The organism is Paenibacillus sp. B1-35 (assembly GCF_050474385.1).
Taxonomy (GTDB): Bacteria; Bacillota; Bacilli; order Paenibacillales; family Paenibacillaceae; genus Paenibacillus_B; species Paenibacillus_B alvei.
Genome location: NZ_JBCHVJ010000006.1, coordinates 373,857 through 387,222, shown reverse-complemented (window position 1 = coordinate 387,222; position 13,366 = coordinate 373,857). Strand labels below are relative to the sequence as shown.

At 48.3% G+C, this 13,366-nt stretch carries 13 protein-coding genes; 5 read left to right on the top strand and 8 right to left on the bottom strand.

The genetic code is table 11. From position 1 onward, the window contains the following. Positions 1-38: 38 nt before the first annotated feature. The 7 genes from ACQ5BJ_RS20960 to ACQ5BJ_RS20930 form a co-directional block, all read right to left on the bottom strand. Complete coding sequence (locus ACQ5BJ_RS20960; RefSeq protein ID WP_005548759.1) at positions 39-1,214, bottom strand: MFS transporter; 1,176 nt, start codon at positions 1,212-1,214, stop codon at positions 39-41. A gap of 183 nt (positions 1,215-1,397) precedes the next feature. Then, positions 1,398-2,630, bottom strand: a complete 1,233-nt coding sequence (locus tag ACQ5BJ_RS20955) for an aminopeptidase (RefSeq protein WP_430112205.1) — start codon at positions 2,628-2,630, stop codon at positions 1,398-1,400. A 183-nt stretch (positions 2,631-2,813) separates the two neighbouring features. After that, a complete protein-coding gene (locus ACQ5BJ_RS20950) occupies positions 2,814-3,026 on the bottom strand; it encodes a hypothetical protein (protein ID WP_005548755.1) in 213 nt (70 codons plus the stop codon). A 134-nt stretch (positions 3,027-3,160) separates the two neighbouring features. Next, complete coding sequence (locus tag ACQ5BJ_RS20945; protein WP_289356234.1) at positions 3,161-4,603, bottom strand: DUF4179 domain-containing protein; 1,443 nt, start codon at positions 4,601-4,603, stop codon at positions 3,161-3,163. After that, positions 4,604-5,140, bottom strand: a complete 537-nt coding sequence (locus tag ACQ5BJ_RS20940) for a sigma-70 family RNA polymerase sigma factor (protein ID WP_005548751.1) — start codon at positions 5,138-5,140, stop codon at positions 4,604-4,606. 128 nt (positions 5,141-5,268) lie between these two features. Then, positions 5,269-5,394 (bottom strand): hypothetical protein, encoded by a 126-nt coding sequence (locus ACQ5BJ_RS20935; protein ID WP_268633217.1) that lies wholly within the window; start codon positions 5,392-5,394, stop codon positions 5,269-5,271. Positions 5,395-5,579: 185 nt separating this feature from the next. Next, a complete protein-coding gene (locus tag ACQ5BJ_RS20930; RefSeq protein ID WP_005548749.1) occupies positions 5,580-6,599 on the bottom strand; it encodes a hypothetical protein in 1,020 nt (339 codons plus the stop codon). Between the two features lie 193 nt (positions 6,600-6,792). Here ACQ5BJ_RS20930 and ACQ5BJ_RS20925 point away from each other — a divergent pair, with 193 nt between their 5' ends. Beyond that, complete coding sequence (locus ACQ5BJ_RS20925; protein ID WP_268598789.1) at positions 6,793-7,263, top strand: GNAT family N-acetyltransferase; 471 nt, start codon at positions 6,793-6,795, stop codon at positions 7,261-7,263. 89 nt (positions 7,264-7,352) lie between these two features. Here ACQ5BJ_RS20925 and ACQ5BJ_RS20920 read toward each other — a convergent pair whose 3' ends face one another. Continuing rightward, a complete protein-coding gene (locus ACQ5BJ_RS20920) occupies positions 7,353-8,363 on the bottom strand; it encodes an RluA family pseudouridine synthase (protein ID WP_289356232.1) in 1,011 nt (336 codons plus the stop codon). A 271-nt stretch (positions 8,364-8,634) separates the two neighbouring features. Between ACQ5BJ_RS20920 and recQ the strand changes: the two genes are divergently transcribed. The 4 genes from recQ (at position 8,635) to ACQ5BJ_RS20900 (ending at position 13,323) form a co-directional block, all read left to right on the top strand. Further along, a complete protein-coding gene (recQ, locus tag ACQ5BJ_RS20915) occupies positions 8,635-10,452 on the top strand; it encodes a DNA helicase RecQ (RefSeq protein WP_163979886.1) in 1,818 nt (605 codons plus the stop codon). 43 nt (positions 10,453-10,495) lie between these two features. Continuing rightward, entirely contained in the window at positions 10,496-10,858 is a 363-nt protein-coding gene (gene csaA, locus ACQ5BJ_RS20910; RefSeq protein ID WP_005548744.1) for a chaperone CsaA, read from the top strand. A 245-nt stretch (positions 10,859-11,103) separates the two neighbouring features. Beyond that, complete coding sequence (locus ACQ5BJ_RS20905) at positions 11,104-12,912, top strand: B12-binding domain-containing radical SAM protein (protein ID WP_289356230.1); 1,809 nt, start codon at positions 11,104-11,106, stop codon at positions 12,910-12,912. A 249-nt stretch (positions 12,913-13,161) separates the two neighbouring features. Beyond that, the gene (locus tag ACQ5BJ_RS20900; RefSeq protein WP_289356229.1) at positions 13,162-13,323 is read left to right on the top strand and encodes a hypothetical protein; all 162 of its coding nucleotides are present in this window, start codon (positions 13,162-13,164) and stop codon (positions 13,321-13,323) included. The last annotated feature ends 43 nt before the right edge of the window (positions 13,324-13,366 follow it).

The window sequence follows — 13,366 nt, the reverse complement described above, 5'->3', positions numbered from 1 at the left end:
TAAATGAGTCCATGATTCATTCTATTCCTTACGTATGCTTAGGCTGATAGCTGTTGCCGTCCCGTATAAAGCGCACTTGTCATCAACCCCATGGAAGCAACGATAAGCGCGGCTGGAATCCAGAAGATTTGCGGCGTGACACCATCAATGAAGAGCGGCAGGAAGTAGCCGATTAAAGAAGCCGTTTGCGAAATGAACACGTATAAACTGGCACCAAATCCTGCCTTATGTATGAACATGCGCTGCACGTAGCCCATTGCGACACCGTATAAAACGGAAACAAAGAAAGAATACAACGGCTGCATAAGGAAAAACACCGTCAAGGAATCGCTTGTGCTATAAGCAATATAAGTTATAAGTGCGAACAACCCTCCGAACATAATAATGGGTTTGCTGCCATACTTGGCGGCCCAATAGCCCGCCATCGTCATGAACAGGAGCTCGAATATGGCTTGTATGCTCCATATGAAGGACATCAATCTCGGATCGCCGAATTGCTCGTTCACAACAAGCGGCAAGTATAAGCCGCGTATGGCATCAGCACATGATAGGAGCAGGATGGCAAAGAGCATGATGAGTGAAAAGGGTTCGCCTGCTTTGGCGGATGCTGCTGACGAATCGAGCGTAATTTCCTTGTAGAACAAGAGCAGCAGGAACAAGGAAGCATATCCGGCAAGATTGCCCCACAGTACCCCGTGGAACGTCGCCAGCAAGTATAAGTTTGCGCCGACGAGTAGCCCGGTAAAGAAGCCAACGCTGTACGTGGCGCGCATCCAGATTTGCGCCATCTCCACAATATCAGGAGCAAGCCGCGTAACATGATTTCGCGCCATCGCGAATAGCTGCCCCATAATCATCCCAGAAGGGGCAGTGGCGAGAGCCATCCCGATTAGCGCCTGTACATAGCTGTCTGCATTCATATAGATGACGAGGCCAATCATACAGACAATAGACGCGAGCAGGGGAATTGTCTTCTTGCGCTTCATAGAATCGCTAATCATGCCGACACCAATCGTAAGCACCATGTTCAGAAACAGGGAAATTGCAAAAATAGATGCAATCTCTACCTTGCCGAGCCCTAACGATTCCCGCAAATAAATCGCGTTCATTGGGGCCAGAATCCCCATGCCGATGCCGTACAGGAACAGGGTAAGGACGAGATGCAGAGCGCCTTTTACTCGAAGGAATTGCTTGAAATCATGCCATATGCGCATGGAGGGGAACACCTCGAATTCCAAATGATTAGATTCAGCATGCAAGAAACGGCAACCGATCTTCTTTCTTGCTTCTGTCTTATTCTCCCATTATGCGGCAGGTATGGAGCGGAGAGCAATACATGATTGCGATAAAAAAAGCAGCAGAAGCGGGAAGCTTCTACTGCTTTGCATATGCCATTATTAGATTGCCCAGTTGCCTTTGCGGAAGATAGGCTCTGTTGTCCCATCCTTATGAATGCCGTCGATATCCATGTCCGCAGAACCGATCATGAAGTCTACGTGCGTAATGCTGCGGTTCACGCCGCTCTCTTCCAACTCTTCTTGGGACATCTTCGTTCCGCCCTCTACGTTGAATGCATAGCCGCTTCCGATCGCCAAGTGGTTGGATGCATTCTCATCGAACAGCGTGTTGTAGAACAAGATGTTCGATTCGGAGATTGGAGATTGATGCGGCACAAGCGCCACTTCGCCCAAGAAATGTGAGCCTTCATCTGTGTCGACGAGCTGCTGCAGGATTTCTTGGCCTTGTTCGGCTTCTACCTTTACAATGCGGCCATTTTCGAATGTGATTTTAAAGTTATCGATCAGGTTGCCGCCATAGCTAAGCGGCTTCGTGCTGGACACATAGCCGTTAACGCCTAACTTATGAGGCACCGTGAATACTTCTTCTGTTGGCATGTTCGCCATGAACGGCACGTCCTGCTCGTTGACGCTGCCTGCGCCTACCCACAGATGCTTTTCTGGCAATTCGATCGTCAGGTCTGTTCCAGGAGCTGTATAGTGCAGCTTGTGGAAATGCTTGCCGTTTAATACTTCAACCTTTTTATGCAGGTTTTCATTATGTTCCGTCCAAGCTTGAACCGGATTATCCGAATTCAAACGGATGGATGTGAAGATCGCTTCCCACAGCTTCTCAACTGCTTCTTCTACAGCTACGCCAGGGAATACTTTTGCCGCCCAATCGCGAGAAGAGGCTGCAACGACCGTCCAGCTTACTTTGTTCGCTTGTACGCAGCGGCGGAAATGCTCCAGTGCTTGTCCAGATGCTTTTTGGTTGTTGCCGATACGCTGTGGATCGACCCCTTTCAGCAGGTCTGGGCTGGAAGAGACGATAGAGATGAATGCAGCACCTTTATCGACGAAAGAGTTGCGTTTCATTCCTTCCCATTCTGGGAATTGGGTGAACACGTCGTCAGATGCCTTCTCAAATTTCAAGCGAGTAGCAGTCTCGTCTGACCAATCGATATGTACGTTGCGTGCGCCTGCTTCATATGCTTTGCTAGCAACGAGGCGGGCAAGTGGAGCGACTTCGATAGAACTGTTTACGAATACATCCTGATCCTTTTGTACGTTGACGCCGACCTTTACAATAAGTTCAGCATACTTTTCTAATTGCTGCTCGAAATTTACCATGGGTAGCCACCTCTGTTCCTTGAATTCATAATCTGAAGTCATTTCTCAGTATGTTCTCAATATACCATTATTGGAGGGGTTGCAGCAAAGTTTCTGGTGCAATTGGATATCGGATGCAGGTTATACATGAAAGAGGGGCTGAACTTCAGAACATAAAGCTCTGAGGCTCGCCCCTCCACGGTTTCACACACCCATGCGTTTACGCTGGTTGTTCGTCTTCTTCGTATGCTGGCTCTTCATTGTCGGTTGGCCAGACTCATGATGCTTGTGCACGCCTTGCGATTTCCCTTGGGCTTGCTTCTTCTGCTGCAGCATGCGCTTCGCGGCATCCGCCAAGCTCACTTTCTTACTCTCTGCAGCTTCAGCACCACCCTGGTTCTCCATGTGCTCAGTCATCGTATCACCCCCGTGCGGCAAATAGATCGGTAAGATGTGAATTGACTCCATCTCATCCCCATTATGAATGATTCTAACTGAAATGAATAGTAGGAGTTGTCGAAACTTACTTCTCTTTTGTACTTTATCGGATTTTACCGTATTGGGATTTGGAATTCAAGCTCCTTAAAGAAAATCGGCTTGGTCATCTTGGGTGTATACAATTTAATCTCCTGATTTTTATCCATGGGCTCATACTCGCTAACATAGGAATGTATCCCGTTGCTTTTGCTCAATAGTTTTGTGTTCCATTTGTAAGTAAGATGTTTCTGCTTGCCTTGAATGAATACAAGCCTTTGGGACTGAGCTGACGGCCAATCGCCTTTAATATCATAATGGACAATTGTTTTGTCCTGTTCGAACATTAGGCTCTTTACAGTAACGGAACCGATATCGCCTTGCTGCAGCTTGCATGGCAGAGCGTTTAGGTCTAACGGAATGGCTACATCCCCGTACCGATTTGCTCTCCCGACAGGCAGGAAGCGGATCGATTTCACATGCTCGGCCAGTGGCGCATACTGATACAGCATTTCGTACTCTGCATTCTTCGGCCGCGTTCCGCTATATCTGCCGCGTCCTCCTTCCCATGCAATCTCATTGCCGTTCTCGTCTATGACGAGGAAGCTGATGTCAAGCCCTGTGAAATCGGGACTATTAGCTTTGCGGGCAGTCTGACTGGATTGGGTCAAAAACCGGATTTCCGTGCCAAGCGGCGAAGCGATAACAGATTGCAGCGTGATATAGCCGCGCCCGTCCAGCGTTTTTTTTGTTTCCATGACCGATATTTTTTTGGTAGGCGCGTTATTCAGCTTGATGGGAACATGGAACTCCCAGTTCCCTTTAACTCCGTTAACGTCACCGACCTGCTTGATCGTAAAAGAGAGGGTAAAGTTATCCGGAATCTTGTCGCTTTGCTCCAGTATCTCGCCATTCATTGATCCGAACGTCAAAATGCCGAAATGCTCGGTCGGGGACTTGGCTTGTGTTTTCGTCATGGCATAGATCCAAGATATCGTCGGGTCGTCACTGCTCAAATTGGGCATTTCGAATCTTTGATAGTTAGGCGTAATAACAGGAAGCTCCGCCTGCGATTCCTCCTTGAACCCGAGCTTGATTTGAGCGCCGTCGTACAATATTTCTGTAATGGTCAATGTGATGCCGTTGTCCGTCGCGCTAAGATTCACGGGAACGGACATGCCGTTCCGATTGGCATGCTGCAGCAGGTCATCGCCAAGCGAATCGAAGATTTGCCCGATAAAGGGCACTTTTTTGAGCGTTTCGGCCATAACGGGTGAAATGAAGCCCGAAGCTAATATCCCGCTGATGATGAGCAGGGCCGACACGGCGACATACCAAGCTTTGCGTCTTCGTTTGCTGTGCAGGCTGTTGCGTATATCAAGAAGTTCCGCAGCAGGCGCAGGCTCGGTTTCCAGCGAGTGAAGCGTTTGTTCCAATCGCGATTTCACGAGCTTGGGAATTCCAGAGCCGAGATCAGCGGCAAGCCGTTCGCGGATTTGCTTGTCTACATGTGAATCCATTCAGATCATAAGCTCCTTTCCGCTGCCGTTATGGATATTGAACATATCCGCCAGTTTATTTCGCGCCCGGTAAAGTCGGGACTTTATCGTGCCGACGGGCTGATCCAGCAGATCCGCAACTTCCTTAAGCGGCAAGTCTTCCAGATAAAATAGCGTGACGACAATTCGAAGATCCTCATCCAAAGCGTTGACGATCTCTAGTGTTTCAATATGCACGTAATCGTCAGTCTCGGTTCTGGCATGCTGAAGCTCAACAAACGGTACGGTTTTCTTCTTTTTGCGAAGCAATGCCCGGCATTCGTTGACCAATATCCGAATAAGCCATGTCTTAAAATATTTCGGCTCGCGCAATGAATGAATCGATCGATATGCTTTCAGCACGGCTTCTTGGATGGCGTCCGCGCAATCCTCATCGGAATGCACGATTGACTTGGCAACTCGGTACAGGGAAGCTTCATGGGTTCGGATGAGCGTTCCGAATGCCTCCTTTTCCCCTTGGCGAGCCTGTGCTGCCAACTGTTCTAGCTGCTGTTGCACAATAATAGTCTCCTTTATAGCGTTTGTTCAATGATCTATGCGGCTTATCGGTATCTGAACTTGGAATTCAAGCTTCTTATAGTAAGTCGCTTTATGCATTTTGCTTGAATATAATTTGATAGGCTTGTCTATTGGTAACGGATATCGCCAACGTAGGAGTATACGTCATTGTTCAAGCGCAGCTTAGGGGCCGTAGGAGCAATAAGCGACATGCTCCAAAATCCAAAAGTCCCCTTTTTCATTGATCTTACCATAGACGCTCGGCTTTCCTTGTTTGTGAACGTATACTGCTCCTCTTCACATTAACCTGATAGCCTTTCAACCTGGCTCGGTATCCTTCTGGATCGATCGGTTTTGGTTAATGTACTCATTAGATGGCGCCAGGTTGGGACGAGGTTCACGGGAAAATAAAAAAATTGCGGCACTTGGCAGTGGCAATTTACGAGCCTGATGGTACAGAGATTGACATGCCTACGAATTTCCCTTTATCATCGATCGATCCAGTAACGGTCGGACTACCGTTTTTCGTGAACGTGTACACATTATATGTGACGTTTACTTGATATCCTTCCAGGTCAATTTGGAAGTGCTGCTTGGCTATCGGTCCGGCGGCTGTTATGGCTTCTTCGTTGCTGTAAAGAGGCTTTGTGAACACTTTCTTCCGTATTTCTTCGGGAATATGATCATTGAAGCCGGGAAGAGAGAAGGACAGCAGCCTACAGGATGCAGTATCGATATTGATTTCATATGGCGTGAAATCAACGCGGAATCGTGCTGTCTTACGATTTCCGTCCTTTCTGGCAATCGAAACTTCCACCTTGTCTGAGAGCTTTTTATGTTTTCCGTCGGACAGAGACACAATGGTCTCTTTAGCAAGCGAGCTCCATTTTGGATCTATGTTAGCAAGCTGAAAATCTATGGTGGTGCGAATAGACTTCCCGGTAATGGCGTCAATTGAGCCAGAGAAGCCTTCGCCGCGAAATGCCCAATAGTTTACGCTGTTATCTTTATAACGTTCTACTTTTTTAATGACGAATTTCCGCTTCGGATCCATGTTCTTTAAGGCTTTTTGGATCGTAGATTGAAGAGAGGCTTCAAGTTCCTTCCACTCGATTTCGATGTGATATGACACGTCATTTGTGATCTGAACGTTGGCGCGTTTGTCTTTCGATTCTAAGAGAATCTCGTTCGGACGAAGCCAGCTATATTCTTTTTCCTTAACAGTATGAAGGGCTGTCAGCTCGATTGTTTTTTTGGGAATGAGCGTCTTTAGCTCTTCCTTTATTTTATGTAGCAGCTTCGGATCGAGCTCGGCAATCGTAGACGGGAGCTTTTTATTCTCCTGATTCTTCTGCTGCGCCGCATATGCGGTGTGATACGGCGGTAACGTGGTAAGTCCGGTCAGCATTACGCTTGCTGCGATTGTAGCGGCAATTAATTTATTAGAATTCGTGTTCATCATAATCCTCCTCAGTTATGTCGTCACATCGATTAGACGGCAGGAGGCACACCTCAGGTTCACGGAATTACATAAAAAAATAGCAAAGAGGCATAACCGGGCCCCGTAACATGTACAGATTATTTGGCGTACTTCATAATGGATGGGAGGCGGTTCGCATGCCAAAGGTAAAAAATAAGGAGTTTGAAATATCATGTATATACGACAATTTCAAGTAGAGGATATCGACCAGTTAGTCGCCTTATTTTACGATACGGTACACACCGTCAATGCAAAAGATTATACTGCAGCACAAATACAAGCCTGGGCGCCAGCCGATGAACAGGAAGAGAAGCTGGCTCGCTGGACAGAGTCGTTAAGCCAGCATCTTACGTATGTAGCGATTCGGGACAATGAATTGATCGGATTTAGCGATATGGCTGCTGACGGGTATTTGGATCGGCTTTATGTTCATAAGGATGTTCAGCGGCAAGGCGTCGCAACGGCATTGTTGTCCAAGTTGGAGCAGGAAGCGAGGAATCTGGGACTGGATGAAATGAGAACAGATGCAAGTATTACGGCACGACCCTTCTTCGAGCGGCACGGGTTTTGCATGATTCAAGCTCAGACGGTACAGCGCAGAGGAATCGATTTGGTTAATTATAAGATGAGCAAACGATTGTAAAAAAATAGCCGACCTCCTTTTTTAAGGAGATCGGCTATTTTTGATGTTCGCTAGCGCGATACCGTGATAAATCGTGAGCTGATTTGGATTTAACGGCGATCTTTTTTATTTGTAGCCGCTCCGTCTTGCTGCAGCAAGCGAGTAAACGGCTTCGGAATGCCCGTATCGAATCGCATTGGCGCGTCAGTTGTCGGATGGCTGAATGCCAGGATGCGCGCATGCAGACCAAGACGTCCTAGTCCTCTCGATTTGGCTCCGTACTTCTTGTCACCTACGATCGGATGACCGAGATCCTCCATGTGAACGCGAATCTGATTTTTGCGCCCCGTTTCGAGATGAACCTCCAGCAGGGAGTAAGCGCTGTTCGCTTCTAGTGTTTTGTAGTGCGTAACCGCATGCTGGCCATCGTTTGGATACGGACTGGAATACATCTTAAGTGTTTTCATTTCCTTCAGCCAAGAGGAAATTGTGCCTTCCGGCTGGCGAACCTTCCCCTCAACAAGCGCGACATAAGAACGTTCGTGCACGATCTCTTTCCAGTTATTTTGCAGCAGCTGTTTGACGTCTTCCTTTTTAGCGAACATCATCACGCCGGACGTATCCCGATCGAGACGGTGCACAACAAATATGCGGTTGCTCGGATGCTGCAAACGAACATGTGTCGTCAACTGGTGGTAGGCTGTCATTTCCTTTTCATGCTCGGAAGCAATGGACAGCAGGCCAGCTTCCTTGTGAATGACGATGATATCGTCATCCTCATGCAGTATCGACAAACCGACAAAGGGAGGAGCTTCAACGATTTTCTCCTTGGACAAGCTTACAACTTGTCCGGGCTGAAGCGGATGATTATAGGCTGTTACGGCTTGTCCATTGACAGAGATTTGACCGCGGGCAAGTGCGGATTTGATGGAGTTACGTCCCATATTTTCTACCGTATTTAATAAGAAGCTAAGCAATTCGGCTGGTTCCTGAACCGTATATTCGCGAGCCTTCGGCGGTGTCCGATGGGGTGGTTTTGTTGGTTTGGCTGGCTGGTAAGCTTTCGCCGGCTGATTCTTCTGCCGGCCTTTTCTCGGTTTATGGTTCTCTCGCTTACGCATTTCGTAAGACCTCCTTGATGAGTAGACAACTCTATACAGAACAGTGCGCTTCACAGATGGCGCTGATGGCGCGCTGTAGGACATGTTCTATGGAATGCTATCACTATAGCAGAAAGTTCGGACAGATTCTATTCAGAATAGGCAAAAAGGGTAGGCATATGGGCAGGGAACCGTGAAGTGGAAGCTATTACCTCATAGGAAAAGCCCATGTTATAATGAAGGACAGAACAACAGGTTGCCGCAAGGGAACGGGGAAAAGGAGTCTGCGTACATGTTTACAATGGACCAAGCACGAAGCGCATTGCAGCGAGTATACGGCTACGATGGCTTCCGTGATGGACAACGGAAAATTATTGAATATCTTTCTGCGGGACAAGATACGGTGGGAATTATGCCAACCGGCGGGGGCAAGTCGATTTGTTATCAAATCCCGGCGCTGCTGCTGCCTGGGGTAACGCTGGTCATTTCGCCGCTTATTTCGTTAATGAAGGATCAGGTGGATGCGCTGCACAGCTTGGGTGTCAAGGCTGGATTCATCAATAGCACGCTTGAGATGGGTGAAGCGGGACGTCTGATGTGGCAGGCCCAGGAAGGACGCATTAAGCTGCTCTATGTAGCGCCGGAGCGGTTGGAGACAGAATGGTTCCGGGAGCGCGCGAAATCGATTCCGATATCCATGGTAGCGGTAGATGAAGCCCATTGCGTCTCCCAATGGGGACATGATTTCCGTCCAAGTTATCGGACAATTGCACCCTTCATTCAGGAGCTTGTACATAGCGGTCGCGAGCGCCCGATTGTAGCGGCATTTACTGCAACCGCGACGCCGGAAGTGACGGAGGATCTCATGCAATCCTTGGAGCTGCTGGAACCCGAGCTTGTCGTAACTGGATTTAAGCGGGACAATTTGGCGTTTACGGTGCTGCGCGGCGAGGAGCGAAAGGCATTTACGCTTGATTATGTCCGGCAGCGGTCGAGCGAATCAGGCATTATTTATGCTTCGACACGGAAGGAAGTCGAGGACATCTATGACATGCTTAGACGTGCAGGAATTGCCGCTGGCCGCTATCATGCTGGACTCGATGATGAGGAGCGGGCGAAGATGCAGGAAGCCTTCCTCTATGATGATGTGCGTGTCATCGCGGCGACGAATGCGTTCGGCATGGGCATCGACAAGTCCAACGTGCGGTATGTGCTGCATTATAACATGCCGAAGCATATGGAAGCCTATGTGCAGGAGGCAGGACGCGCGGGACGCGATGGCGAGCCAAGCGAATGCGTGCTGCTGTTCCATCCGCAGGATATATTGACGCAGAAGTTCTTCATCGAACAAAGCGAGGCGTCACCGGAACGGAAGGCGAATGAGTATAAGAAACTGCAAGTGATGATCGATTATTGCTATACGACAGGGTGCCTGCAAAACTATATGGTTCGCTATTTTGGGGAAGAAGGCGAGCAGTCTTGCAGCGTTTGCGGCAACTGCAAGGATGAGCGTGAATCGATTGACATTACGATTGAAGCGCAGAAAATCTTTTCCTGTATTTATCGGATGCGTGAGCGGTTCGGCGTATCGATGGTAGCTTCCGTGCTGAAAGGATCGCGCAACAAGAAGGTCATGCAGTATGGATTCGAGAAGCTGTCCACGCATGGCGAAATGCGGCATTTGGCAGAGAAGGAAATTTCGGATCTCATCTATGTTCTTATAGCCGAGGGGTATTTGCAGCTTAGCGAAGGGCAGTATCCGGTCGTGCGGCTGCTGCCGCTGGCTGCGGATGTATTGAAGGGCAAGCGAACCGTTGAACAGCGGGTTGCGAAGTCGCTGAAACCGAAGGCGGGCACTGCCATTGATGAGACGATATTTGAGCAGCTTCGCCTTATTCGTCGTGAGCTGGCAAGCCAGGCAGGCGTTCCGCCTTACATCGTGTTCAATGACAGTACACTGCGGGAAATGGCAGAGATGCAGCCGACGACCGAAGCGCGTATGCTCCGTATTAAAGGGGTCGGGGAAGCGAAGCTGAAGCAGTTCGGCATGCCGTTCCTTGAATTTTTCCAGCAGCGGGATGAAGAAGCGGGTCGCTACGATATGGAATAGATCTGACGCAATGAATAGCGTATGAATAAGGAGTTGATACGTGATGCACGAGTTGAATCTGAACCAAATCAAGGCAGAAGCAAGCATTGAGGACTTTATGAAGCTCGATATACGTGTCGGAACAATCGTGGAGGCAGAGCCGTTCGAGAAGGTACGCAAACCAGCGATTAAGCTGTTGATTGATTTCGGGCCGCTCGGAACGAAGCGATCAAGCGCACAGATTACGGCTCGGTATACGCCGGACAAGTTGGTAGGAAGGCAGGTCGTTGCTATTGTAAATTTCCCGCCGCGCCGTATCGCAGGCTTTGATTCTGAAGTGCTTGTATTGGGTGGTGTTCCCGGGGAAGGCGATGTTGTCCTTCTACATGCAGATGAGCGCATTCCTAACGGCACACCGATTGCATAGCTTGATTTGAATGACAGAGAAGAGGAATCGTCCGATATGGACGATGGTATATTCGGGCGGCATGATTCGATAATCCATTTTTTATAGCATGTATAGAATACAGCAAGCTGTCGGCATTTTGCTTTTCTGTTCATGGTGGTTTTTTGGATGAATGTCGAGATCCGTCTTTACTTTGGTTATAATGGTATAGGCTGATACGAGCAACTCGGTCACGTAAGGTAGTGCCTGATGAGAGGAAGATCTAAATGAAAGTCGTACTTGCAACATTAAATGCTAAATATATTCATACTTCGCTGGCGATACGCTGCTTGAAAGCACATTGTGAAGGCGAGTTCGATGTCGACATTGCCGAATATACAATTAAGGATCCGGTGATGAATATCGTCTCGGATTTGTACCAGCGAGAGCCGGATGTGATTGGGTTCTCCTGTTATATATGGAACATCGAGGAGACGATTAAGGTCGTCAACATGCTGCGCAAGGTACGGCCGGAGATCCGCATCGTACTTGGCGGACCCGAGGTGTCCTATGACACGAAGGAATGGATGGAACGGCTGTCGGATGTTGACTTCATCGTCATGGGTGAGGGAGAAGAGACGCTGCTTCATTTGCTGCGGGAGCTCGAAGATGAAGGGAAGTATCATTTCGTATTCGGGTTGGCCTATCGGAATAAGCAGGGCGAGGCAGTGATCAATCCGCCACGGCCGAAGCTGGATTTGAATGAGATTCCGTCTCCGCACCGCTTTGCGGAAGATATTCCGAACCTCGGCAAACGTGTAGTTTACTTCGAGACAAGCCGCGGCTGCCCGTTCAGTTGCCAATTTTGCTTGTCCAGCATCGAGGTTGGCGTTCGCTATTTCGATATTGAACGGACGAAGGCCGATATTTTGTATTTGATTGATAACGGAGCGAAGCTAATTAAATTCGTTGATCGAACGTTCAACATCAAGCGCGATTACGCAATGGAAATGTTCCAGTTCCTCATCGAGAATCATCGCGGCTGCGTGTTCCAATTTGAGATTACGGCGGATATTATGCGTCCGGAGGTACTTGACTACTTGGCCGAGAATGCACCGCCTGGCGTATTTCGCTTTGAGATCGGCGTCCAATCAACGAACGATCCAACGAATGAGCTCGTGAAGCGGCGTCAGAACTTTACGAAGTTGACGCGAACCGTAACGAAGGTGAAGGAGAGCGGCAAGATCGACCAGCACTTGGACTTAATCGCAGGACTGCCGCTTGAGGATTACAATACATTCCGCAAAACGTTCAACGATGTATTTGCATTGCGTCCTGAGGAATTGCAGCTCGGCTTCTTGAAAATGCTGCGCGGTACAGGGCTTCGGCTGGATGCTGCGAAATACGGCTATGTCTTTATGGATCATGCACCGTACGAAATGCTGTCGAATGACGTGCTTCCGTTCCGTGATGTCGTACGATTAAAGCGCCTGGAGGACGTACTCGAAAAGTATTGGAACGCGCACCGCATGGATCGGACGATGGAGTATTTGATGCATACCGAGTTCGATTCACCGTTTGATTTCTTCCAAGCATTCGGCGACTTTTGGGAAGCAAACGGCTGGCAGAAGATTGGCCATCAATTAGAAGATTTGTTCGTGCGTTTGCATGCCTTCTTGAATGCACATGGGCTCAAAAAGCCGCACGTGGCATTAGGGCTGATGAAGCTTGATTACTATATGAGCCATAAATATAAACCACGCAAAGTGTGGTGGAGCGGACAGCTTCAGAAGGAAGAGGCATCGCGTGTTCTGCAATGGGCGGCTGTACAGGCTGAGCTTGTGTCTGAGCAATTCGCAGCATTGGATCTTTCAGAGAAGGAACTGCACAAGCACGCAGTTGTTGAGAAAATTCCGCAAGAAGCGATTGCACGCAGCAGCGCATTAGGCACTTCAGTTCGTTCAGAAATAGAATCCGAAATCACAGAAGATGGGCATGCGGATGATATGTACGGCATCTTTTTGTACCAGCAAAGCGATGACGAGAAGCCATTGCTGTTTACCGTAAATCACTCTGCTTTGGTGATAAATGAATAGCGCTTTGAAGCAATCTTAGGTAACATCCTAGGATTGCTTTTTTTCTGTCCAACGATTTTGTATTCTTGTCCAGCTATTGTGATAGCTGCCTACTTGCTCTTTTTTCCGTGAATGAAACGGGTTTGGCTATAATCGGATAGGACTTTAGGATCATTATTTTGCACCAATATAAATTTTTTTTATGATTCGTATAGTCCTGTGTTACCAGTAACATTCTGAACTCAACTAGAGAGGTTTGAAGGATGAAAAATGACAAAAGTCGCATTAAAAATGAGATTGATGCGGACGAGCTGCTGCAAAGTTATAAAGATGGGCAAGAAGCGTAAGGAGCAGCCTGCAGAGGATCAATCTGTGACAACAGAAGAATCTGCTTCGCAGCAGTCATCCTCGCAGCAACCGCCAATGTCATAAAATTTGAAATGAAATGTATGGGGTGTAACCCATATCATATAGA